Genomic DNA, 24,228 nt, shown 5'->3' on the forward strand with positions numbered 1-24,228 from the left:
CAATATATGCAAGATTAACTGCTAGAATGCAATGGTGGACAGGCTCACCAGCGTCGTAGAAGCATAAGGTAAGGAGTGCGCATGATTGCTGTCGACTACAGCTCCTCAACGTCATTTAATGAGGATGCTTTCGAACAAGGCATCATTGACCACTTGCAAACGAGTCTGGGGTACGAGCACCTCTATGGACCTGATGTCGCTCGTTCCTCCGACGCATTTGACGACGCCTTCCTACCTGACGTCATTGGGCCCGCTCTTGAAAGCATTAACCCCACGCTCAATCGACGAGCGATTGATGCCTCAATAACCAGACTAAAGGAAATCGAGGGCAGCGATCTCATCGCCAAGAACAGCATCTTTATGGACATGCTCCAGAACGGCGTGGAGACAAGCTGGTTTGACGGCAAAGAAGAGCATACGGACATCGTGCGCTTGGTCGATTACGACAATCCCGAAAAGAACTGCTTCCACGTTGTTAACCAGTGGACCTACATCGAGTGTGGCACCAACAAACGTCCAGATGTCATCGTATTCGTCAACGGGCTTCCGCTCGTTCTCTTTGAATTGAAGTCACCCGCTCGAGCCGACGCTGACAGCGAAGATGCTTACCAACAGATTCAAAACTACAAACGACAGATCCCATCGCTTTTCGTGTACAACGCCTTCTGCGTCACCAGTGACATGCTTCACACCAAGGTTGGCACGATCACCGCCAACGAGTCGCGCTTCGTTGAGTGGAAGAGCGTCGATGGGAGCTACGAGGCCACCCAGTACGCCGATTGGAAAACCCCTCTGGACGGCATGTTCCCCAAGGAGCGGCTCATCGACATCCTGAAGAACTTCATCCTGTTCTCCGAGGACGCGAAAATCCTCGCGGGATACCATCAGTACTTCGCGGTGAACAAAGCACTCGAGAGCGTGCATGAGGCCATCGGAGGCGACGGCAAGGGCGGCGTCTTCTGGCACACGCAGGGCTCGGGCAAGTCGCTTTCGATGGTTTTCCTTGCCCATCTGCTCGAAGAGAAACTCGACAGCCCGACCATCGTGGTGATTACCGACCGCAACGACCTCGACTCGCAACTGTTCGCGCAGTTCTCCAAATGCTCAGACTTCCTGCGCCAGACGCCCGTTCAGGCGCAGAGCCGCGCCGATCTTGCGCAGCAGATCTCGAGCCGCCGTGCCAACGGCATCATTTTCACCACCATGCAGAAGTTCGAGGAGGAGGCCATCGCCCTTTCCGAGCGCAAGAACGTCGTGGTGATGGTAGATGAGGCGCACCGCGGACAGTACGGGTTCGAGGAAAAATACGACCGTGACGGTAAAAAGCACACGGGCACCGCGCTGCTCATCCGCCGCGCCCTTCCGAATGCCACCTTCATCGGCTTTACCGGTACCCCTATTTCTGCCGAAGATCGATCGACTCGCGAGGTTTTCGGCGATTATATTGACGTCTACGACATGACTCAGGCAGTAGAGGACGACGCAACTCGACCCGTGTTCTACGAGAGCCGTGTCGTCGCACTCAAACTGGATCAGGGCATCCTTGCAAAAGTTGATGATGAGTACGAAAAGCTCACCGAGCAGGCTAACGCCGAAACCATTGACGCAAGCAAGCGCAACTTTGCAAATCTGGACGCCGTTCTAGGTGCACCCGAAGTCATCGACGCCCTATGTCAGGACATCGTAGAGCACTATGAGATAAACCGTGCGCACGAACTCACCGGCAAGGCAATGATCGTTGCGTATTCGCGCCCTGCTGCCATGGCTATATATCAACGTATATGCGAGCTGCGACCCTCTTGGAAGGACGAGGGCAAGCTCGGCGTTGTCATGACCATGGGCAATCAGGACCCCGAGTGGTGGTTCGACGTCGTAGGCAATAAGGCCCATGTTAAGGAGATGGCAAAGCGGTTTAAGGATGACGCCGACCCGCTCAAAATCGTAATCGTCGTAGACATGTGGCTCACCGGTTTTGACGTGCCGAGCCTTGCCACTATGTATGTGTATAAACCAATGCGCGGATATAACCTGATGCAGGCAATCGCACGCGTAAACCGAGTATATAAAGACAAGGTTGGCGGATTGGTTGTTGACTACGTAGGCATAGCCAACGCCCTTAAACGCGCCATGAAGGACTACACCAAGCGCGACCAAAAGAAATACGGCGACATGGATATCGGAAAAACTGCCTATCCCAAGTTCTTGGAAAAGCTGGCGGTCTGTCGCGACAAAATGTTCGGATACGATTATTCGGAATTCATGAACACCGAGTCCGCCGCACGTCGAAGCGAACTCATAACGGGTGGAGTAAATCATATCCTTGCACCCGGCGACGAAGATGCCGCCCGCGACTTTGCTGAGCAGGCAGGAGTCATGCTCAAGGCCTATGGACTCGCCAAAAGTCGCGCAACAGACATGCAGCGCATCGAGGCTGGCTATTTCCAGGTTGTTCGAGAGCTCATCCTTCAGCTCACCGAGCAGGGCGGCACCCGCAGCAAAAACGGGGGCAAACTTACCCTTAAGCAGGTAAATGAGCGCATCAATGCACTGCTCGAACAGAACATCGTCCACACCGACGGCGTAATAGACCTGTTTAAGGTGGAAGACGAAACGGTTTCGATTTTTGATCCCAAGTTTCTGTCGAGCCTCTCGCGTATGAAAGAGAGGAACTTGGCTTACGAGTTGTTGAAAAAACTCATCGACGACCAGATCAAGGGCTACCGCAAGAAGAGCGTAACGCAGGCAAAGAAGTACTCAGAACTCATGCAAAGCATGGTAAATGGCTATCTCAACGGGCAGCTCACAAACGCTGAAGTGTTTGAAGAAATGCTCAAGATGGCTAAGGAGATGCTTTCCGAAAACCAAAAGGCAAAGGAGCTTGGGCTTAGCGAAGAGGAGTTTGCGTTTTACGAGGCGCTAACACAACCGCAAGCAGTCGCCGATTACTATCGCGAGAGGAATGACGAATTGGTCGCCATCACGCAAGAGCTCGCTGCGAAGATGCGCGAAATGCGCACGATCGATTGGCAGAAGAAGCAAAGTGCACGCGCTGCTATGCGTGTTGCAATTAAGCGTCTGCTCAAACATCATAAGTATCCGCCAGAGGGCATGGAGTCGGCACTGGCCACCGTGATGGATCAGTGCGAACTTTGGGCCGACAATGCAGCATAGGGAGTTAAAACAGCATGGCTAAAAGCAAAGCTAAGGACACCAAGAAGAACACGGCCGATGTTGGCTTTGAGGACCAACTGTGGAACGCCGCAGACGTGCTGCGCGGCAACTTGGACGCTGCCGAGTACAAAAACGTCGTATTAGGCCTCATTTTCCTGAAGTACCTCTCGGACCGTTTCGACGAGCGCTACCTAGAGCTCGTCGCAGAGGGTTACGGCGACGAGGAAGATCGTGACTGCTACATGGAGCAGAATGTCTTCTTCGTTCCCGAAGAAGCACGTTGGGCGAACATCTCACAGGCGGCACATACGCCCGAAATTGGCCAGATCATTGACAATGCCATGCGCGCCATCGAGCGCGAGAACGATAAGCTCAAAGACGTGCTGCCCAAAAACTTCGCTCGTCCCGAACTAGATAAGCGGCGCTTAGGCGACGTCGTTGACTTATTCACCAACGTACAAATGACCGATAACGAGAGCGAGAAAGACCTGTTAGGGCGCGCATACGAATATTGCCTGCAGAAATTCGCATCAATGGAGGGCAAAAACGCCGGTGAATTCTATACACCGTCGTGCATCGTGCGCACGCTGGTGGAAATCCTCCAGCCTTTCCACGGTCGTGTGTACGACCCCTGCTGTGGTAGCGGAGGCATGTTCGTGCAGTCCGCCGCCTTCGTCGAGCACCATGGCGGCAACGTGGTACAGGACATCACCATCTTTGGCCAGGAAAGTAACCCTACCACGTGGAAGCTCGCAAAGATGAACCTCGGTATTCGCGGCATCGAGGCTGACTTGGGCAACTACGCCGACACCTTCAGTGCCGACCAACACAAGAATGAAAAGTTCGATTTTGTACTGGCAAACCCACCCTTCAATCTTAAGAACTGGGGCGGCGAAGCGCTGCAGGAAGACGTACGTTGGAAGTACGGCATGCCGCCCACGGGCAACGCAAACTTCGCTTGGATGCAGCATATGATTTGGCATCTTAACGGCACGGGCAAGATTGGCCTCGTATTGGCAAACGGGTCGCTCTCGAGCCAGACGAGCGGCGAGGGCGATATTCGACGCGCTATCGTAGAGGACGATTTGGTCGAGGGCATTGTGGCCATGCCGGGGCAGCTGTTCTACAGCACCCAAATTCCCGTGTGTCTGTGGATCCTGAACAAGAAGAAGGCTCAGTCCGGCAAGACGCTATTCATCGATGCCCGCGAAATGGGCACCATGGTCTCTCGCAAACTACGCGAGTTTACCGAAGAGGACATCAACAAAGTTGCATCCGCATTCGACTCCTTCCGCAAGGGCGAGTTCGAGCCCGTGAAGGGGTTCAGCGCCATAGCGGATTTGGATGAAATCGCCAAGCAAGATTTCATCCTGACGCCCGGTCGCTACGTAGGCATTGCCGAGGTCGAAGACGACGGTGAGCCGTTTGATGAGAAGATGGCACGCCTGACCAGCGAAATTTCAAAGTGCTTTGAAGAATCCAACCGCTTGCAGGAGCAGATTAAGAAGAATCTGGAGGCGATTGGTTATGGGATATAAGCCATCGTCACCCGTATTTCTAGGGGACATCATTCTTCTCGAAGATTCGAAAAGAGAGCCGCTATCGTCAATGCAAAGGGCAAGCCGAAAAGGTCAATATCCATATTACGGAGCCCAGGGTATAGTCGACTATTTAAGCGACTATACCTTCGAAGGCAAGCGTTTATTGGTTGCCGAAGACGGAGAGAACCTAAGGAGCCGCAAACTCCCAATCGCCAATTCCGTCGATGGCAAATTCCGTGTAAACAATCACGCACACGTGCTGTGCGAAACGAATAAGTGCAACATTGATTATTTGCGCTTCTATTTAAACTCAACTGACATCTCCGCCTATATTACCGGCTCAACACAGCCAAAATTGAGCCAAACAAGCCTACTTGGCATGAGATTAGACTTGCCCCCAAAAGAAAAGCAAGACGCCATCGTTTCCTTTCTCGCCGCGATAGAACGAAAAATCAATCTCAACACTCGCCTAAATGGCTATTTAGCTGCTTGAGATCGAGCTCTGAGACATCGATCTCGCCCGTCATGAGTTTGGGGAGAAGGGTGTCGCGAAGCTCCTCGAGTTGTGCCGAATTGCGTTCATTGACTTTTATCTGCTCATATAGCGGGTTTGCAAACGCACAGAAATCTTCGACAGATTCCAAACCAGGGTTGGGAATCGGATATGTTAGCGTTGCTTTAGGCTTCGTCCTTTGGCGACTACCCGTTGAACCGGTAACATGCGCAAGAAGGAAGTCTCTAAAAGCTGGTGCGCCAATTGCGGCATAGTAGAAAGCTTTATGGACGGGGTTCTTTGGCTTGTAAACAATGAATTCCGTTGAACACACAGCCTGCTTGCTTGAGCAGGCGGGCATCCAAATTCTCCTGATACTAGGGTTAAGCTTGGAAATTAAGATGCAATTGGCATCAATAACATATTTGTTGCTCTTGATGCCGTCGGCCAACTCAAAAACAGGCCGACGGTTTGCATCATAAGCGGGAATGCTGTAGTGCTCCCAAATTTCTCCGTGACAGTTTTGCGGTTTCAAAGTTTTTGTTGAAATCGAGAGAACCTTACCGAGATCAATAGACGATTCAATCTCGCCAAATCGTCTAGAGAACTCAAGCGCGGCCAACTCTTCTAAATAGCCATTTAGCTAAGTCTCTACGGCAGCTCGGACGCCATGTCTCGCCGCAAAAAACGGGGCAGTCCGCACTCCTGCGGGCTGCCCCGCGTCGCTGGTTATCGCATCACGACCCCAACCGGCACCGCTCCCCTACTTACCAAAAATCGCAGCGAGCAATCCCTTGCGTTTGGGCTTTTCTTCTCGGTAGGAACCCTCTGCCGCCACTGCCACCTGACGCAGCTGCTCGCCGCCTCCACGGCGCACGATCTGGTACAGGAAGGGCGATTTAACGTATTTGACCTCGATGGGCGTGGCATGCACGGTACTTTCGCCGGACAGATGCAGGCTCGGGTTGAGCGGCGCCACCACATGCGTCTCGCGCTTGTCACTAAACACCACCGCGGCCGCGCGACCCGTCTGGCCGTTTACGGCAATGCGCACCTGCTCGCCATCGCGGCTGTCCGTCGCCGGACGATCGACAAAGTAGACCGGCACCATCACCAGGCCGTCCTTATGCTTGCGGGCCTTGCGCGCCCACGTGCGGATACTCTTTTTATTGAGCCCCAGCACCGCCTCGGCATCGTTGCCGGCAATGTCGAGCGCCAGCTTATCAATGACCACCTGGTCCTTGGTAGACGCATCGACGGAGACAACGCGGAAGTCACCTTCCTGCATGGCCGGGTCAAACGGCCCAACCTTGGCAAAGTCCCACGGCTCCAGAATGCCCATAAGGCGAACGTCCAGGTAGTTTGCCCGCGGATACGCCCAGTCGAGCACCTCGTAGTACACCAGGGTCTCCTTGCTCAGCCCCTTGCCCGGGAAGCTTGCCATCATGCGCAGGTCCGCGAGCGCCATGGGGAAGTAGAAAAGCATCATGTCATTTTGAATCGCGTCTTCCACGTCGTGCCCGGCAAAGGCGTCAGGGTACTGGCGCACCAGCTGCAGCGCGTTGGCACGTGCCTGCTGCGGCGAGATTTCGCAGGGAATACCCTGCTCGGGTACATACTCCGCACCAACGCCCAAGGTCAAGCGTTTGCTAAAGGTGCCGGGCTTGAGCAGGTCGGCAACGCCGATCTTATTGCCGCAGGACGGGCACTCAAACACGCGCTGGGTCGATGACCCCTCAAAGGACGCGCCGCAGAAGGGGCACGGGATGCTCACATGCGTAGCCTCTTGGAACTCCTGAGCCGTGCCGCGGTCCTCCCACAGCAGATGCTCCAGAACCGACTGATTGCGCCAGTGCGAATTAAAGAAATACCAGTCCGGGTCTACCGGGCGCTCGAGCTGCGACACGTGAGTGAGCTTAAGCAGTCCATCGACAACCGTCAGCGGCGTATGGCGAATGCCCAGGGCGCTCTTGGGCTCCCCCGCATCGGCCTGCCACGGAACGACCGTGCCGCAATAGGCGCACTCAAAGCTGCGTTTAGCCTGGTGTGAGTACATAGGGCCGCCGCAGTTTTGGCATTTAATGGCAAACATCTCGTCCATGGATACGTCCTCCTTTGCACAGGGGCTGTCGACATTAAGTATGTCGAGCAAATCGGCGCGTACCCATACCCATGTGGCCCAAAATGGAGCACTCGGTCGGACGGGAAGGCGCGCGGGCAGTCGTCCCCCTCCGCCTCGCGCTCGTTAGCACCGGCAGACCATTGCTGCATTTTCTGAGCACCGGCGCACGGTGCGCCCATGCGAGCTACACTATCCCCTTAACCATGATTGTGAGGACGATCGTTATGTTATTTGTAAATCGGCTGGTACATACGCTTGTTCCCGGCAGCGAAAGCGAACCGGTCGATACCTCCTGCCGCACCAACGCGGGCTTTGCCGCAAGCCTCATTTGCATTGGCCTCAACATCACCCTGTGTCTGGCCAAGGGCGGGGCGGGCCTGCTCGCCGGCTCTGTCTCGCTCATCGCCGACGCCTTCAACAACCTCTCTGACGCCTCGAGCAACATCGTGAGTCTGCTCGGATTCCGACTTGCCAGCCGCCCGGCCGACGAAGGCCACCCCTATGGCCACGGCCGCTACGAGTACCTCGCCGGCTTGGTTGTCGCCGTCCTCGTTTGTGCCGTCGGCATCAACCTAATCCTGGAGTCGGTCACCAAAATCATCAAGCCCTCCCCCACCGCTTACACGCTTGTTTCCCTTGCGGCACTGGCTACATCCATGCTCGTTAAGCTCTGGATGGCCGCGTTCAACCGCACGTTGGGTGATCGCATCGACTCGGAGACGCTCATCGCCACGGCGCAGGACTCCAAAAACGACGTCATCACCTCGGGCTCGGTCTTGGTGGCGGCGCTTATTTCGCAGACGACCGGCTTTGACCTCGATGGCTGGGCGGGCCTGGGCGTTGGCATCTTCATTTGCATCAGCGGCATGGGCCTGGTGCGCGACGCCATCAGCCCGCTGTTGGGGCAAGCGCCCGACCCCAAGCTCGTCCAGGAAATCCGCGACAGGATCATGTCATACCCCCAGGTTCTAGGCACGCACGACCTCATGGTGCACGACTACGGCCCCGGCCGCCAGTTTGCCAGCGCACACGTCGAAATGCCCGGCGAGGGCGATGCCTTTGAGCACCACGAGATTCTGGACACCATCGAACACGACATCAAACGCCAGATGGGCATCGCCATAACGCTGCACTGCGATCCCATTGCAACAACCGGTGACGACCTGCGCGGCTGGGTAAAGCGCGGCGTAGCGCAGATCGACCCTGCGCTCTCCATCCACGACTTACATGAGCACGACGGCTTTGTTTCGTTTGACCTGGTGCGTCCCGACGGCTTTGACATATCCGACGAGGAGCTGCTGGAGCTCGTCACGCGCATCGTGCACGAGCGCCGGCCCGATGCGTCATGCGTCGTCACGTTCGATTCGGGCTTTAGCTCGCCCGAGCGTCCGGCAGGGCAGCTGTAGCCCGCTTAACAGCTAGTTACCCTGTGCGCCCGAAATGCCGTTTTGCAGAGCGTCCCAGGCATTGGTAGCCATATCGCCCAGATTCTGAGCAGTATCACCCAGGTTTTGTGCCGTATCGCCCAGCTCTTGCGCCTTATCTCCCAACTCCTGCGCCTTGTTGCTCAAGTCCTCCAGCGTATTGGAGCTCGAGCTGTCGGTACCGCTTTGGCCGCCGGACGAGTTGCCATAGTTGTTCTTGTGCGTGAGCTGAATCTCCAGGTTGCCGTTGTCGTTATAGTAGGCATTCGTAACAACCCAGTTGGAATCGATGACGGGCGTTGAGCCATCGTCGGTCAGAATCACGGCGTTCGAAAGGTCGGCTCCGCGCGACTTGAGGAGCTTCTTGGCGTTGGACCAGTACTGTCCCGGGATATCGCTCAGCTCTACTGCACCTGTCTGGTCGACCTCTGTCTGCTCGGCCGTCGTGCTGGTTGTAGCACCTCGTTTGTTGAGCATGCCCGTCACAATGGCGAACACAATCGAGAGGGCAAAGAAAATTGCCAGCACAATCAGGATCTTCTTGATCACACTCGACGAACGCGACGGCGTCTCTTCCTCGTCCTCACCATACTGCGGAATCGATTTGGGATACTCGCGATGGGGCTGGCGCGCATACGGATCGCGCGACTCATAGCGAGGCTGGGCCTGCGCCGTGCGCGGCATATACGTCGTCTGCTGAGGCTGCGGAATGGGATTTTGCGGCAGGTTGTTATAAGCGCCTGCCGCCGCATTGCCATACGGGTCCGGCGCCGCATTGTCATACGGGTCCTGCGGTGCATAATCAAACGGATCCCGTGGTGTATCGCCGTAGCCTATAACCCGTGTGGGTTCGGCAGACGTCTGCGTCGCGGCGGGGTCGGTATAACCGGGGTTGGGAACAACGCGAGTCGCATCGGCGCTATCGCCAGCCTGTGCGGAGCCATATCCGCCCATCACGGTCGTCTTGTCCTGGTCCATGCAACGTTTCCTTTCCGTCGCCTGTAAGCATCAAGTTATCCATGCATTCTACCCGCGCAAAAGCCTATGATGGGCAAAGCCCGCCGGTATCTACAAGACATGCGCGTGCCCAAGGATCAAAAAGCCCCGCCGGGCCTTGGTGGGCGCGGCGGGGCGGGCAAGCGGCTATGAGCAGCAGGCTTAGAACAGGCCGGTGATGTTGCCGTCGTTGTCGACGTCGATATTCTCCGCCGCGGGCACCTTGGGCAGGCCCGGCATGGTCAGAACGCTGCCAGTCAACGCGACCACAAAGTGGGCGCCGGCGGAAACCTTGAGCTCGCGCACGGTGATGCGGAAGTTCTCGGGAGCGCCCAGAGCCTTGGCGTTATCGCTAAAGCTGTACTGCGTCTTGGCGACGCACACCGGCAGGTTGCCAAAGCCGTTCTCGCGCAGCTCGGCGAGCTGGCGCTTGGCAGCCGGCGTAAAGTCGACGCCATCGGCGCGGTAAACCTTGGTGGCAACGGCCTCGAGGGCATCGGCAACATCGGCGCCGTCCTCGTAGGCAAACTTGAGCTCACTCGGCTGCTCGATCAGGCGCATGACCTCGTCGGCCAGCTCGAGCGCGCCCTCGCCGCCCTTGGCCCAAACCTCGGACAGCTTAACGTTAACGCCGAGCTTCTGGCACTCGGACTCGATGAGCGCAAGCTCTGCCTCGGTGTCCGTCGGGAAGCGGTTGATGGCGACCACACAGGGAAGACCATAGACGCTCTGGATATTGTCGACGTGGCGCAGCAGGTTGGGCATGCCGGCCTTGAGGGCCTCGAGGTTCTCCTCGTTGAGGTCGGCCTTGGCGACGCCACCGTTGTACTTCAACGCACGAGCGGTCGCGACGACCACGACGGCGCTGGGGCGAACGCCCGTCATGCGGCACTTGATGTCGAGGAACTTCTCGGCACCCAGATCGGCACCGAAGCCGGCCTCGGTAATGGCAACATCGCCAAAGCGCATCGCCATACGCGTGGCCATGATAGAGTTGCAGCCGTGGGCAATGTTGGCGAAGGGACCGCCGTGGACAAACGCGGGCGTACCCTCGAGCGTTTGCACCAGGTTGGGTTTGAGCGCGTCCTTAAGCAACGCGGCCATGGCACCCTGGGCCTTGAGGTCGCGGGCACGGACGGGCTCGCCGGCAAAGCTATAGCCGACGACAATCTCACCCAAGCGTTCCTTGAGGTCGCTGATGCTCGTAGACAGGCACAGGATTGCCATGACCTCGGAGGCAACGGTGATGTCGAAGCCGTCCTCGCGCGGCACACCTTGGGCCTTACCGCCAATGCCATCGATAACATGGCGCAGCTGACGGTCGTTCATGTCGACAACGCGCTTCCAGGTGATGCGCTTAACGTCAATACCGAGCTGATTGCCCTGCTGGATATGGTTATCGAGCATGGCGGCCAGCAGGTTGTTGGCAGCACCGATGGCATGGAAGTCGCCGGTAAAGTGCAGGTTGATGTCCTCCATGGGAATGACCTGGGCCCAACCGCCGCCAGCGGCACCGCCCTTGACGCCAAAGACGGGACCGAGCGAAGGCTCACGCAGGGCCACGGCACTCTTGACGCCGCGACGACGCAGGCCATCGGCCAGACCGATGGTCGTGGTGGTCTTGCCCTCGCCCGCGGGCGTTGGGTTGATAGCGGTCACGAGGACGAGCTTGGCCTGGTGATCAGTCGGCTCGTTGAGCAGTGAATAGTCGACCTTAGCCTTGTCGAAGCCGTACGGAATAAGGTGCTTAACGTCGACGCCGGCGTTCTTGGCCACCTCGGTAATAGGCAGCGGCGTGACAGAACGTGCGATTTCGATGTCAGTAGGCATGGGCGGTCCTTTCGTTACCGAATGAGAAAAAGACCAATTCAGCATAGCACGGGCGCGCAATAGTAAAACGCCCATAACCGATGAACGGCGATATGTTTACCCGATGCCCAGCGATAGTCCAACAGCCCGCCAAAACAAAACGCCCTAAACGGTAGGTTCAATCCCCAGGTGCTCAAAGGTGCGGAGGGTTGCCTGACGGCCCTGCGGCGTACGAATCATCAATCCGCACTGCAGCAAATAGGGCTCATAGACATCCTCGAGCGTGCCCGGGTCCTCGCCCACCGCGCTGGCAAGGGTCGTAAGTCCCACGGCGCGACCGGAGAACGTCTTGGCGAGCGTCTCCAAAATGCGAATATCCATCCAGTCCAGACCGAGCTCGTCGATCTCGAAGAACTCGAGCGCCTGGCGACAGATATCGAGCTCGATGGGGCCGTTGCCGCGCACCTGTGCGTAATCGCGCACGCGCTTGAGCAGACGGTTGGCAAGACGTGGCGTGCCGCGCGAACGCGAGCCGATCTCGAGTGCACTGGGATGGTCGATCGTCACGCCCAGGATAGTCGCCGAGCGCGTCACAATCTGCGCGAGCTCCTCGACCGTGTAGTAATCCAGGCGATATGAAATGCCAAAGCGGTCGCGCAACGGGCCGGTCAACATGCCTGAACGGGTCGTTGCCGCCACCAGCGTAAACTTGGGGATATCCAAGCGAATCGAGCGCGCCGCCGGACCCTTGCCAATCACGATATCGAGGGCAAAGTCCTCCATCGCGGGGTACAGGACCTCCTCGACCGAACGGTTGAGGCGGTGGATCTCGTCGATAAACAGCACATCGCCCGGCTGCAAGTTAGTAAGGATGGCCGCCAGGTCGCCCGTGCGCGCGATGGCAGGGCCACTCGTGGTCTTGATCTGAGCGCCCAGCTCGTTGGCGATAACGGTGGCCAGCGTGGTCTTGCCCAGGCCCGGAGGACCCGAGAAGATCACGTGGTCGAGCGTCTCGCCACGGCTCTGCGCCGCTTCGATCAACACGCGCAGGCTTTGCTTGATGTGCTCCTGGCCGCAGTAATCGTCCAGGCGCTGAGGGCGCAAAGTGCGGTCGACATCGAGATCCTCGGCCGTCAGCTCCGAGCCCACCATGCGCTCGCCGTGCGCCATGGATGCCGCCGGCGAGTTACCGGGCGTCGCCCACAGGTCCTGAGAGTCATCGGCTTCCCACATCACGCATCCATTCCGAGTCGCTTAAGCGCCGCGCCGAGCAGATCCTCGACACGCATATTCTGCCCATCATACCCGCTCAGGGCAACATCGGTCTCCTGCGGGCTAAAGCCCATGGAAAGGAGCGCCGCACGGGCATCATCGATCGCCGAGGGAGCGGCAGCGGGCACGGGCATCGCAACCTGTCCGGGAATCACGTCGACCGGCACAAAGCCCTTATCCTTGGCAAAGGTGCTCTTGAGTTCCAGGATCAGGCGCTGAGCTGTCTTTTTGCCCACACCGGGTACCTTGGCCATGCCCTTGTCGTCCTCGGCCATCACCAGCGAATACAGCTGCCCCACGGTATAGGTGGAAAGCACGGCAAGCGCCAGGCGCGGGCCAACGCCCGAAACGGACACGAGCCGGTCGAACATCGTGCGCTCATCCTTTGAGGAAAAACCGAAAAGTGTCATGGCGTCCTCGCGCACCTGCATACGCGTGTAGAGGCGGACCTCGCCACCGGGCGTCGGCAACGTGGCCGCAGTGCTGCCCGAAATGCCGAGCTCAAAGCCAACGCCCGACACATCGACGACAGCAGAGCTCATCGTGGACTCGACAAGCGTTCCGTGGAGCTGGGAAATCATCAGTATCCGGTTCCTCTCTGTTGATAGAACTCGCCACCGGTGAGGGCGCGGGTGCGGCTGAGGTTTACGTGGCAGATGGCGCAGGCCAGGGCATCGGCGGCATGGTCGGGATGCGGGTCGTGGTCGAGCTGTGTTAGCGTGCGTACCATGTAGGCGACCTGCCGCTTGTCCGCGGCGCCGGTGCCCACCACAGCCTGTTTGATCTGCATGGGCGTGTACTCGCCAATCTCGAGCGCGCACTCCGAAAGCGCCACAAGCGCAGCACCTCGGGCATGCGCCGTGGGAATGGCCGAACGAACGTTGGCACCAAAGTAGATGCTCTCGACAGCAGCCGTGTCGGGTCGATAACGCTCAACGACATCCTTAAGGTCATGGGCGATATGCGACAGGCGCACCGCGAGCGGACTTCCGGCACTGGTCTCGATGCAGCCATAGGCACGGCAGCGAACCTCGCCACGCCGCTCCTCGATAATCCCCCAACCCGTATGAGCCAAACCGGGGTCAATGCCCAAGATAACCAAGCCGACCTCCCCTCGCCACAAGCACAGCGCAAGGCAAGGCCCCGCGCATCATTCACGAACGTCTGTTCTAGAATAACACAACGGGGTCAAGATGCTTAGTTGAAGTATCAGGGTTGGGAGCAAATCCCATCCCCAGTTTAGTTCTGCGAGAAAAAGGGAAACTGCCTCGGATCCACCGGCGGATGCGGCATCGGGCCACCCTGGGGACTACCTTGCGAGCCGCCCTGACCGCCCATCATCTTATCGATGGCGTCCTGAACTTCGCCCTCGAACTTTTTCATTCCCTCGTGCAAACGACGCTGACCGTCCTCAGAGCGCAGCTCCTCCATTTGCTCGGGCGAAATACCCAGTAGCTCGCCCAGCACGCCCATCATCTCGTTTCGCACGCGCTCGCTCGTATCCTCGTCAGCAAAACGGCGCACCTCGGCGCGCGCCAGCGAATCGACCGTCATACGCTCCTTGCCGTTAAGCCCCAGGTCGGACCACGCGAGCATATACGGCCAGGCACGCTCGGCAAACGAACGGGCCGAGACGATCGGCGCCATCGGCAACATGCGGCGGGCAGCCTCACCCTGTCGAACGAGCATCAGCAGCAGCGAGCAGGCCTCAGGCTTGCCAGCGGCCATCGGGATGTCGTCGAAAGCTCGATTGCGGTCCACGTGCGCCTCGAGCGCGCCATCGACCTCACCCGGCTCAAGCCCGCCGAGCAGCTGTGCCGCGCGGTCGAGCATATCGACCGGACCGTCGATCGTCGAGAGCGCTTGCGCCAGCACGCGCTCCATGCAATCCTCCACCGCGTTGAGCGTCACGAGCTCTTGGGGCACCACGGCAGACGTGCGGTTGCGCACACGCGCCACAAACTCAAGCGTCGACAGGTACACATCGCCAAAGGGCGCAAAGTCGCCCTGGTAGCCGCCGCAAAGCGCCGGCGCCGCCAGCGCATACTCGGTTTTGGACAGCGGGCTCAGCGCCATCGCACCCAGCTCGAGCGCCGTGTCCTCCAGCATGAGGCCCAGCGTGCGCGAGCGCAGACGCTCGGCATCGCCCGCCGACACGTCGCGATCGAGCACACGCGCCGCATCCGGTGCATCGCGCTCGACGGTGCGAATGTGCAAACGCTCGGCAATGGAGCGGACGGCGGCACAGCGGGCAGCCTCGGCCTCCTCCTGCGCCGGCGTAAAGATACGGTTGCGCCCCAGCACCAGGCCAATTACGTTACGCGAACCCAGAGCGTCAACGGCCAGCGCCGCCAGCAGGGATGACGGCAGGTCACCCTCGAGTGCCACCACAGCACGCGACGCACCGTGGGCCCGAGCGTTGTCGCGCACGGCGAGCACCAGCGCCTGCCACAACCACTCCTCGGAACGGAACTCGGGCAGTTCGTGATCTTCCAGGGCATCAAGCATCACGCCGCGCTGAATCTCCTGGACCAGCAGGCTCTCCTCAAAACACGGCGCCTGGGCCACCACGCGACCGCAGTCGTCGAGCACAAACGAACCGCCGGTATACACCGACTCGTCATAGGCACCGACCGGCGCCATGCAGGCAAACCACACGCTGCGCTTGGATGCGATCTTGCGGTAGGCGCCGCTGCGAACGGCGGCAATGGCGGCAGTCTCGCGGTCGGTCATGTCAAACGCGTTGAATTGGAAATACGCGATGAGGTCGACGCCGGTCGGCAACATCTCGAGCTCGCGGTCCAAGTCAAAAATCACGGCGATGCGCACGCCGTCCACGTCGAACACCGGCGGCGCCCAACGCGTGTCGTTGTTCTCGCCACGCTGCAGGGCAATGCTCGAACGCGCCGGCACCACATGACCGTCCTTGAGCATCATGTAGTCGAGCAGCGGTTGGCCCTCAAACGAAACCGCCGCGGGCACGATGCAGATCATGTCAAGCTCCTGGATACGCTCGGCGACACCAGTCAAACCGGCAAGCACGTCGTGCTCAAAGTCGGCAGCGCCCACCAGGCCACCGGGCATGGCACCCATAAAGAGCGGAGCCGGAACGCACAGCACGCGCGCCCCGCGCTCGTGGGCCAGACGAGCCTGGTCCTCGATGCGGCCGCAAATGCCCTCAATATCACCCAGGCGCATATCGATCTGTGCAAGCGCGAGCTTCATGCCCCAGCCCTTTCCGTCGTAAACCATCGAAATCGTAGTAAAAGCGCCGGCCGCATAATGCAGCCGGCGCTTGCATGTGCATATGCTAGCTATGATACCCCGAGCGGGGGCGCGCTCCTAGAATGTCGCGGACCACAGCCCGTGCAGGTTGCAGTAGGCATAGACGGTACCGGTCTTGGAGCCGCCCGCGAAAAACGTCGCGGGTTTCATGCCGGGCTCAAGGTAATGAACCTCTAAGCGGCCCTCGGCCTCAAGCGCAATCCACTCAATGTAGTGTTCGGGCAGGCTGGGGTGCTCGACCGAGCCAACGCGTGCACGAATCACGTGACCGTCGCGCTCGGTCTCGACAACAGGCACGTGCTTCTCGTGCGCCGCGTCCTCAGTGTTTGCGGTCAGTTCCGTGCAACCGGCAGGGGTCGCAACGTCGTCGCCAAGGGCAGCGATGAGCTTACCGTCGGGGTCCTTAAAGAATTTCGCCATGATGTTCTCCTTTGCTGATGTGCCAATGTTCTTGATGGTTCTTATGCCCAAAGGCAGACAAACCATCCACGGCATTGCAAATGAACACATAACGGATCAGGCAAGCGGTCGGGCCAAAATGCGTCGACCGTCCTGCCCACTCCAGCAGTCCCACCCCGCGCGCGGCTAGCGCCCGTCGCCGCCGAGAAGCGCCAGAACATCCTCGCGCGTGAACAGTGCCGACGAGATGCCGTCGCCGCCGAGTACGCTGTTGACCAGGTCGCGCTTGGACTCCTGCATCTGCATAATGCGTTCCTCGATCGTGTCCTTGGCGATGAGCTTGTACACGGTCACGGTATGCTGCTGGCCAATACGGTGTGCACGATCAGTCGCTTGGTCCTGCGCCGCCACGTTCCACCACGGGTCGTAGTGGATGACCACGTCGGCAGCCGTCAAGTTAAGGCCCACGCCGCCCGCCTTGAGCGAAATCAAAAAGACCGGAACCTCGCCCGCTTGGAACTGCGCGACCATCTTGGCGCGGCTCTCCTTAGACGAAGCGCCCGTGAGCTTAAGGAAGGCGATGTCCTCCTTGGCCAGGCGCTTACCGATAATATCGAGCATACCCGTAAACTGGCTGAACAACAGGATGCGATGTCCGCCGTCGAGTGCGCCGTGCACGAGCTCCATGCACGTATCGAGTTTGGCGCTCCCCGCCTTGTAATCCTCGTAGTGCAGACGCGGGTCGCAGCAGATCTGGCGCAGCTTGGTGAGCTCGGCGAGCACCTTGAGCTTGTCCTTCTTAAACTCGGATGCCTCGCGATGCTGCACCTGTTGGGCGATGCGGTCCTGGTTGGCCAGGTAGAGTTTGCGCTGCTCGCCGGTGAGCTGCGCCATGACCGTATCCTCGATCTTCTCGGGCAGGTCGGCCACCACGTCTTCCTTGACACGGCGCAACACAAACGGCGACACGAGCGCTTGCAGGCGAGCGGCACTGTCGCCCTCGGCATGCTCGACCGGGCTTTCGAAGCGCTTGGCAAACGACTCGCGCGTGCCGAGCAGGCCCGGCATTAAAAAGTCGAAGATGCTCCAGAGCTCGGATAGGCGGTTTTCGATGGGCGTGCCCGTCAGGGCAAAGCGCACGCCGGCAGGCAGGCGCTTTGCGGCGCGCGCCACCTGGGTGAGCGGGTTTTTAATGTACTGGGCCTCATCGAGCACCACGCGGGCAAAGTCCCGCTCGGCATACTCGTCGATATCGCGGCGCATGAGGTCATACGACGTCACGACCACGTTATGCTCGTCGGCGCCTGCTATCTGCACGCGGCGTTGAGCCTTGGCGCCCACGATGGCGCACACATCCAGCGAGGGCGCAAAGCGCTCCAGCTCGGCAGTCCAGTTGTACACGAGTGAGGCCGGGCATACCACGAGCGTGGGCTTGTTGTCCCCCGCCTCCACGCGCACCAGGATATGCGCGATCATCTGGAGCGTTTTGCCCAGGCCCATATCGTCGGCCAAGATACCGCCGAGGCCCAGATGCTCAAGCGAGCCGAGCCACTGGTAGCCGTCGACCTGGTAGCCACGCAGCGTGGCCTTGAGCGAGGCGGGTACCGTAAAGTCCATCTTGCCGAGCGTGTCCAGGCGCTCGACGGTACGGCGGAACGCAGCGTCGCGATCGGCCTCGAGCGCGGGCGTGCGCGCGAGCATGCTATCGACGAACAGGGTGCTCGATGCGGAAAGCGACACGCCGTCGAGCAGGTCGACGGCATCGACGCCCAGGTCCTTGGCGAGGCCAAACGCGGCTCGAGCGCCCTCGTCCAGGCGAATGATGTCGCCGGACGTAAGGCGCGCAAACGTTTGATGGCGCTTGTAGGAGTCGAGGTAGATGGCAAGATCTGCCGCCGAAAGACCGCTCGCGCCCAGTTCAACATCGAGCAGGTTGCTCTTGACGGTGGCACGCACCGAAAGCTTGGGCGCAGGGCGCACCGAGATCTGGCGTAGGTGGTCGCTGAGCATGACCTCGCCCAGCTCGGACAGGGCAGACAGGCCCTCGGTCAGCAAGCAGAACAGGCTCTCGTCGTCGCGCTCCTCAAACGCCAGGCCGCCCTCGTAAAAGTCGAAATACAGGGCCGCCGTGTCCATAACGCGAAACTCTGCTATCTCGTCGCGCGGCGGCACGCCCGGGCGCTGTTCTTCGAAGGGGCTTCCCGGAGCACCCAGGCTAAAGAGATCTGCCGACCAGTCGCCGTAGGAAACCGTAATCTTGCAGGTCACGAGCCCGTCGTCGACACCGATTGCCATGGCAAAGCTCGGCTCGGGCGCCACGGTGTCGAGCACGGCGGGCGCGGTAAGGTCGGTGTAGTCGCGCAAAATGGGCAGCGCCATACGACAGAACTCCCCCACCTGGTCGACAGCGATATGGATCGGCGTGCGACAGGGCAGTAAGCGCGATAGGAACGGCGCCGCATGCTGGGCAAACGCTACATCGGCGCGGCGCGCACGGCGGGTGTCGACCAGATAGGCAACGTCGCCCGAAGCAAAGCAGTATGCATCGGCCGGCAGGCGTAGATCGTAGCTGCCGCCAGCCGCCGGCGCGATTTTGGCGGCAAGGAGCGGTGGGCGCTTAGACAGAGCCTCGTCCTCCCCTTCCGGAGGCATCTCAACCGCCACGTCATAGGTGCGATGCGTCGTCGTCCCCCGCGACCAGGCGGGCTCAAAGGAGATGGTCTGGCCACGCAGCAGGTCCAGCACATATACGATGCTATGCTCGGACAGCGGCAACTGACGCTCGGCGACAAAACCGCTGCGGGCAAAGTCGTACGACGCCGAACGCGAGCTTGTGATGTCATCGAGATAGGCAACTGTCGTCACAACAAGGTTGAGCAGCTTTGTCGACACGTCCTCGAAGGCTTCGGGCGTATGGACAAACGTGAGCTTCTTGCCGTACGAGAAGGTGCCGCCTCGGACATAGGCGTCGGCCATGCCGTCGATATCCTTGACCACGTAGGAGACCGATCCACAACGAATGCGAAGCTCGAGCGCCCAGCTAAAGCGGTTGGCAAACAGTGGATTGTAGTACGGCACCAACGAGGGCTCCAACACCGCCTTGGGGGCATCGGGATCCACACTGCCAGCGAGCTTGCGGCGCATGCTCGCCAGCTCATCCATGCGTGCGTCCGAAAGATCGGAGAGCGCCGCCATGAGGCTGGGACTCGTGGGGACGGGCGCCGGAAAGGGAAAGTTGGGATTGACGGCCGGCGCTTTGAGCGCGGTGCGCGCGGGCTGTTTCGGCTGCGCCGTAAACGTGCGGACCGGCGTGCGCAAACCTTCGACGGGCTCGGCGCCGCTGGCATCCAAATACGCCAGAGCCGTGGCAATAGCGTGCTTGCACATACCGGGGTAACGATAGGCGGCGGGGCAATCGCAGTCGTAGTCGATCACCTCGTGCTCGTCCATGTCGAGCGCCACGTGCGTCTTGTACAGGTCGCCGCGCGAACCGCGCACCGAGCCCTCAACCGTCACGTTTTTGGAGAAGCGCGAGCCGCTGTCCTCGATCGACAGCACGGCGCCGTTGAGCATGAGCGAACGCCCCTTCATAAAGGTGCCGCTCAACGCCGCCTCTTTGCGAAGCGCCTGCACAAACGTCCCCTGCGCCATCACTTCCTCCAATCTCACCCGGGGTAGCTAATTTGGGACGGGGCTATTTTAGCTACCCCCATATGTCGGTTGAGATGCATTCCGACCCCGACTCATTCGCCGTCAGTCAAAGGGTAGCTAAAATAGCCCCGTCCCAAATTAGCTACCCCGCCAACGCCGTCCTTAAATTACCGTCACTCTGCCTTGGTTACCCACGATGGCCTTTGCCTCGGCCAGCAGCGGAATCGAGCGTGCATTGACCTTGGCCGGCACCTCAGCACGCAGCACGCGCCCGTCGACTTGCTCAATAAAGATCTCCACGCGGTCGCCGCCCGGGTTGGTGGTGAGCACCGTGGCCAGGCGCGCCATATTGCCCTGGCTAAATCGACTGTTGGGCACCATGACCTCAAAGACCTTGGGCTTGTTTTTCTCCTCGCTAAGCTCCAGCGGCACGATCTCCTGCGCGATGATCTGGTCGCCGCGGTCCGAGCGCTCGAGCTTGCCCTTAATGCGCACAAACGCATCGGACAGCTGCGCGCCGGTCTCGGGATCGACCTCGCCGTACAGGTACCCCTCGGCCTCCTTGTAGGTCTTGGGGAACACCACGACCGTGGCCTCGCCTTCCATGTCTTCGAGCTGCACGATACCCATGGGGTCGCCGTTTTTGGTCACGCGCTTGGACACGCTCGAGACCATGCCGGCCCACCACAGCGCCTTACCCTCGGGAATCTCCTGGTTGATGGTGCCGCCCGTAGGATTCTGAACCTCGTAGCCGGTGTCGATCTGCGAGAACGAGAAGTCGCGCGCTTTGCTAAGTGCATACTCAAACGGGCGCAGCGGGTGGTCCGAGACATAGATGCCCAGGACCTCCTTCTCCTGGCTCAGCTTAAGGTGGCGGTCCCACTCCTGGCCATCCGGATCGGGTACGCTCACCTCAAAGCCCGAGCCCTCAACGTCGCCAAACATATCGAAGAACGACGTCTGGCCGCTCGCGCGGTCCTTCTGGCGCTTTACCGCGGCATCGATGATGTTCTCGGGGTTGTTCTTGTCCACAAAGTGCATCATCTGGCGACGCGGATACCCCGTGGAGTCGAAGGCGCCTGCCTTGATCAGCGATTCGATCACGCGACGGTTGGCCTGGCTCGAGTCCACGCGCTCGACAAAGTCGTGCAGCGTCTTAAACGGACCGCCCGCCTCGCGCTCGGCGATAATCGCCTGCGCCACGCCGGTGCCCACGCCGCGGATACCGGCCAGACCAAAGCGCACGCCTTCCTTGGTAGCCGTGAACTCGGTACCGGACTCGTTGACATCTGGCGACAGCACGGGGATGCCGTCGTGACGGCACGCCGAGACGTAGTGCACGATCTTGTCGGTCTTACCCGTATAGGACGTCAGAACGGCCGCCATGTACTCATGCGGATAGTGCGCCTTGAGCCATGCCGTCTGCATAACCAGGATGGCGTAACCGGCGGAGTGCGACTTATTGAAGGCGTAGGACGCGAACTCAAGGACATCGTCCCAAATCTTCTGGGCGACCTCGCGCGTGTAGTTGTTCTTGATAGCGCCATTCATCCAGTGGTCGTAAGTGGTCTCGTCCGAGCCATCCTCCCAGTGGAGCACCGTCGACGTGAGCAGCTTAATCTTTTTCTTGGCCACGGGCTTACGGATACGCGAGTCCGATTCGCCCTTGGAGAAGCCGCACATCTCGACGGAGATGAGCATAACCTGCTCCTGGTAGACCATGGTGCCGTAGGTTTCGCCCAGGATGTCGTCCAGACGGTCGTCGTAGGAGACGGCCGGCTCCTTGCCGTTCATACGGTTGATGTAGGACGAGACCATGCCGGCGCCCAGCGGGCCCGGGCGGTACAGGGCGATCAATGCCACGACGTGTTTGTACTCGGTGGGCTTCATGTTCTTGATCGTGGCCGTCATGCCGGCGGACTCGACCTGGAAGACGCCGGCGGTGTGGCCGGAGCCCATGAGCTTAAAGATCTCGGGATCGTCAAAGGGAATCTCTTCCTCTTTGATGTCGATGCCGAAGTTCTTTTTGATGTTTGCCTTGGCCTTGGAGATAACCGTCAGCGTGCGCAGGCCCAAGAAGTCCATCTTGAGCAGGCCCATGTCGGCGACGGTATGGCCCTCGTACTGGGTAATCTCGACGCCGCCCTTGGTGTCGAGCTTGGTGGGCACGTGCTCGTTGACGGGGTCGCGGCAGATCAGAACGGCGCACGCGTGCACGCCCTCGCCACGGGTGAGGCCCTCGATCGAGAGCGCCGTGTCGATGATGCGGCGAGCGTCGTCGTCCTTTTTATAGGCCTCGGCAAAATCGGGGTTAAACAGATCCTCTTTGCCGGGTTGTTTGTCGAGCACCTGCTTGAGCTTGACCTTGGGGTCGCTCGAGACCATCTTGGACAGGCGCTGGCCCATGTAGACCGGGTAGTCCAGGACGCGCGCGGCGTCGTTGATGGCCTGCTTGGCCTTGATGGTCGAGTAGGTGATGACGTGGGTGACCTTCTCGGGGCCGTAGAGCTGACGAACGTGCTCCACGACCTCGAGGCGTCGCTCATCGTCGAAGTCCATATCGATATCGGGCATCTCGGTACGCTGCGGGGACAGGAACCTCTCGAACATCAGGCCGTTCTCAAGCGGGTCGAACGCGGTGATGTTCATGGCGTAGGCGACGATAGCGCCGGCGGCCGAGCCACGGCCGGGGCCGACGCCGATGCCGTTGTCCTTGGCCCATTGCACGTACTCGGCAACAATCAAAAAGTAGGCGGCAAAGCCCTTGTCGCAGATGACCTTGTATTCGTACTCAAAGCGCTCTTTGATGTTGACTCCACCGATCTCGCGCGTGGCCCAGTCGTCGCCATAGTGCTGGCGCAGGCCCTTCTCGCACTCACGGCGGAACTGGCTCTCGTGCGTCTCACCGGGATCGAGCAACGGGAAGCGCGGCAGAATGATGGAGTCCCAGTCCAGCTCCACGTAGCACTTGTCGGCGATCTCGAGCGTGTTGTCGCAGGCCTCGGGGCAATACGGGAACATCGCCCGCATCTCCTCCTCGGTCTTCATGTAAAACTCCGAGCCGGTCATGCGCATGCGGTTGGGGTCATCGACCTTGGCGTTCATGCCAATACACATGATGACGTCCTGCACGGGCGCATCCTCGCGGCGCAGGTAGTGGAAGTCGTTGGTGGCGATGACCTTGACGCCCACCTGCTTGGCGATGTCGATGAGCGTGCGGTCCATCTGCTCGTCAGTCAGGCCGTTGTCGGTGGTGATGCCGTGTTCCTGGATCTCGATGTAGAAGTCACCGGGCTCGAAGGTATCACGGAAGGTCTCGGCCCACTTGATGGCGCCTTCCATGTCGCCGCGGTCGATGTATTTGGGGATGATGCCCGCGATACAGGCGCTCGTGCAGATCATGCCCTTGGCATGGCGGCGCAGGTTGTCGAGCGTCACGCGCGGCTTGTAGTAAAAGCCCTGCACGGCGGCCTCGGAGACCGTCTGCATTAGGTTGACGTAGCCCTCCTGATCCTTGGCCAGAAGGATCATGTGGTAGAGCTCGGGCTTGTGGTCGCGGGCAAGGGTCTCGTCCGGCGTAAAGTAGACCTCGCAGCCAAAGATGGGCTTGATGACCAGGGGCGGTTTGAGCTCGTCGATGTTGCCCTTCTCGTCCCACATGGCCATGTCTTTGACGTACTGGGCATGCTCGCGCGGGTTTGCCTCGGGGTCGGGCTCCACCAGCTCGTCGCGGCGGTCCTTTTCCAAGAAGGCCTTGTCGTGGCTCCAGGTTTTGTACTCGGGCGTGTTGTGATTGACGGCGTCGCAGGCCAGCGCTAGGTCGGGCACGCCATACATGTAGCCGTGGTCGGTAATGGCCACGGCGGGCATGCCAAGTTCAACGGCACGATTGACCATATCCTGGATACGGGTTGCGCCGTCGAGCATGGAGAAAACAGTGTGATTGTGCAGATGGACGAATGCCATGTGATGAGCTCCGATGCGGGTTCGTGTTCTGACTGAACGATTTTACCGCACGGCACGGACAGCACCAGAACCTAGCCAAACCAACACGGCTCCTCTTGC

General features: G+C 59.6%; 15 protein-coding genes. 4 read left to right on the forward strand and 11 right to left on the reverse strand.

What is annotated here, in order from left to right:
• Positions 1-81 precede the first annotated feature (81 nt).
• The 3 genes from I2F59_RS00580 to I2F59_RS00590 are packed head-to-tail and all read left to right on the forward strand — an operon-like array spanning position 82 to position 5,205.
• Positions 82-3,171: a type I restriction endonuclease subunit R gene (locus I2F59_RS00580; RefSeq protein WP_148332068.1), complete on the forward strand. Its 3,090-nt coding sequence runs from the start codon at positions 82-84 to the stop codon at positions 3,169-3,171.
• Positions 3,172-3,185: 14 nt separating this feature from the next.
• Positions 3,186-4,709 carry a type I restriction-modification system subunit M gene (locus I2F59_RS00585; protein ID WP_148332067.1) on the forward strand — a complete coding sequence of 508 codons (1,524 nt, stop codon included), beginning with the start codon at positions 3,186-3,188 and terminating at the stop codon, positions 4,707-4,709.
• Entirely contained in the window at positions 4,699-5,205 is a 507-nt protein-coding gene (locus I2F59_RS00590) for a restriction endonuclease subunit S (RefSeq protein WP_148332066.1), read from the forward strand. Before I2F59_RS00585 ends, I2F59_RS00590 begins: the two co-directional genes overlap by 11 nt.
• Here the strand turns inward: I2F59_RS00590 and I2F59_RS00595 are convergent.
• Both I2F59_RS00595 and I2F59_RS00600 read right to left on the reverse strand, forming a co-directional pair.
• Entirely contained in the window at positions 5,171-5,827 is a 657-nt protein-coding gene (locus I2F59_RS00595; RefSeq protein ID WP_195502763.1) for a restriction endonuclease subunit S domain-containing protein, read from the reverse strand. The genes I2F59_RS00590 and I2F59_RS00595 overlap by 35 nt on opposite strands.
• 141 nt (positions 5,828-5,968) lie before the next feature.
• The gene (locus I2F59_RS00600) at positions 5,969-7,306 is read right to left on the reverse strand and encodes a TFIIB-type zinc ribbon-containing protein (protein WP_195502765.1); all 1,338 of its coding nucleotides are present in this window, start codon (positions 7,304-7,306) and stop codon (positions 5,969-5,971) included.
• 245 nt (positions 7,307-7,551) lie between these two features.
• On the opposite strand from I2F59_RS00600, the gene I2F59_RS00605 reads away from it, so the two are divergent.
• Positions 7,552-8,733, forward strand: a complete 1,182-nt coding sequence (locus I2F59_RS00605; RefSeq protein ID WP_195502767.1) for a cation diffusion facilitator family transporter — start codon at positions 7,552-7,554, stop codon at positions 8,731-8,733.
• Positions 8,734-8,745: 12 nt separating this feature from the next.
• On the opposite strand, the gene I2F59_RS00610 is transcribed toward I2F59_RS00605, so the two are convergent.
• The 9 genes from I2F59_RS00610 to dnaE all read right to left on the reverse strand — a co-directional run bounded on the left by I2F59_RS00610 (position 8,746) and on the right by dnaE (position 24,129).
• Complete coding sequence (locus I2F59_RS00610) at positions 8,746-9,729, reverse strand: hypothetical protein (protein WP_148332062.1); 984 nt, start codon at positions 9,727-9,729, stop codon at positions 8,746-8,748.
• A 180-nt stretch (positions 9,730-9,909) separates the two neighbouring features.
• On the reverse strand, positions 9,910-11,577 hold the full coding sequence (locus tag I2F59_RS00615; protein WP_195502769.1) for a formate--tetrahydrofolate ligase: 1,668 nt from the start codon (positions 11,575-11,577) through the stop codon (positions 9,910-9,912).
• A 144-nt stretch (positions 11,578-11,721) separates the two neighbouring features.
• A complete protein-coding gene (ruvB, locus tag I2F59_RS00620; RefSeq protein WP_022095140.1) occupies positions 11,722-12,789 on the reverse strand; it encodes a Holliday junction branch migration DNA helicase RuvB in 1,068 nt (355 codons plus the stop codon).
• The gene (gene ruvA, locus I2F59_RS00625) at positions 12,789-13,409 is read right to left on the reverse strand and encodes a Holliday junction branch migration protein RuvA (protein ID WP_099431955.1); all 621 of its coding nucleotides are present in this window, start codon (positions 13,407-13,409) and stop codon (positions 12,789-12,791) included. The genes ruvB and ruvA overlap by 1 nt, the downstream gene beginning before the upstream one ends.
• Entirely contained in the window at positions 13,409-13,930 is a 522-nt protein-coding gene (gene ruvC, locus I2F59_RS00630; protein ID WP_022095142.1) for a crossover junction endodeoxyribonuclease RuvC, read from the reverse strand. The genes ruvA and ruvC overlap by 1 nt, the downstream gene beginning before the upstream one ends.
• A gap of 137 nt (positions 13,931-14,067) precedes the next feature.
• Positions 14,068-16,053, reverse strand: a complete 1,986-nt coding sequence (locus I2F59_RS00635) for an NAD(+) synthetase (protein ID WP_195502771.1) — start codon at positions 16,051-16,053, stop codon at positions 14,068-14,070.
• 117 nt (positions 16,054-16,170) lie between these two features.
• Complete coding sequence (locus I2F59_RS00640; protein ID WP_055285739.1) at positions 16,171-16,533, reverse strand: desulfoferrodoxin family protein; 363 nt, start codon at positions 16,531-16,533, stop codon at positions 16,171-16,173.
• Between the two features lie 165 nt (positions 16,534-16,698).
• Entirely contained in the window at positions 16,699-20,163 is a 3,465-nt protein-coding gene (locus I2F59_RS00645) for a DEAD/DEAH box helicase (protein WP_195502773.1), read from the reverse strand.
• Between the two features lie 162 nt (positions 20,164-20,325).
• The gene (gene dnaE, locus I2F59_RS00650; RefSeq protein ID WP_195502774.1) at positions 20,326-24,129 is read right to left on the reverse strand and encodes a DNA polymerase III subunit alpha; all 3,804 of its coding nucleotides are present in this window, start codon (positions 24,127-24,129) and stop codon (positions 20,326-20,328) included.
• Between the last annotated feature and the right edge of the window lie 99 nt (positions 24,130-24,228).

The sequence above is a fragment of the Collinsella aerofaciens genome (genome assembly GCF_015556945.1).
GTDB lineage: Bacteria > Actinomycetota > Coriobacteriia > Coriobacteriales > Coriobacteriaceae > Collinsella > Collinsella aerofaciens_AO.

Excerpts from the sequence above, each read along its gene's own strand:
- I2F59_RS00580 (WP_148332068.1), top strand. The coding sequence starts at position 82 with ATGATTGCTGTCGACTACAGCTCCTCAACGTCATTTAATGAGGATGCT.
- I2F59_RS00585 (WP_148332067.1), top strand. The coding sequence starts at position 3,186 with ATGGCTAAAAGCAAAGCTAAGGACACCAAGAAGAACACGGCCGATGTT.
- I2F59_RS00590 (WP_148332066.1), top strand. The coding sequence starts at position 4,699 with ATGGGATATAAGCCATCGTCACCCGTATTTCTAGGGGACATCATTCTT.
- I2F59_RS00600 (WP_195502765.1), bottom strand. The coding sequence starts at position 7,306 with ATGGACGAGATGTTTGCCATTAAATGCCAAAACTGCGGCGGCCCTATG.
- I2F59_RS00605 (WP_195502767.1), top strand. The coding sequence starts at position 7,552 with ATGTTATTTGTAAATCGGCTGGTACATACGCTTGTTCCCGGCAGCGAA.
- I2F59_RS00610 (WP_148332062.1), bottom strand. The coding sequence starts at position 9,729 with ATGGACCAGGACAAGACGACCGTGATGGGCGGATATGGCTCCGCACAG.
- I2F59_RS00615 (WP_195502769.1), bottom strand. The coding sequence starts at position 11,577 with ATGCCTACTGACATCGAAATCGCACGTTCTGTCACGCCGCTGCCTATT.
- ruvB (WP_022095140.1), bottom strand. The coding sequence starts at position 12,789 with ATGTGGGAAGCCGATGACTCTCAGGACCTGTGGGCGACGCCCGGTAAC.
- ruvA (WP_099431955.1), bottom strand. The coding sequence starts at position 13,409 with ATGATTTCCCAGCTCCACGGAACGCTTGTCGAGTCCACGATGAGCTCT.
- I2F59_RS00635 (WP_195502771.1), bottom strand. The coding sequence starts at position 16,053 with ATGAAGCTCGCGCTTGCACAGATCGATATGCGCCTGGGTGATATTGAG.
- I2F59_RS00640 (WP_055285739.1), bottom strand. The coding sequence starts at position 16,533 with ATGGCGAAATTCTTTAAGGACCCCGACGGTAAGCTCATCGCTGCCCTT.
- I2F59_RS00645 (WP_195502773.1), bottom strand. The coding sequence starts at position 20,163 with ATGGCGCAGGGGACGTTTGTGCAGGCGCTTCGCAAAGAGGCGGCGTTG.
- dnaE (WP_195502774.1), bottom strand. The coding sequence starts at position 24,129 with ATGGCATTCGTCCATCTGCACAATCACACTGTTTTCTCCATGCTCGAC.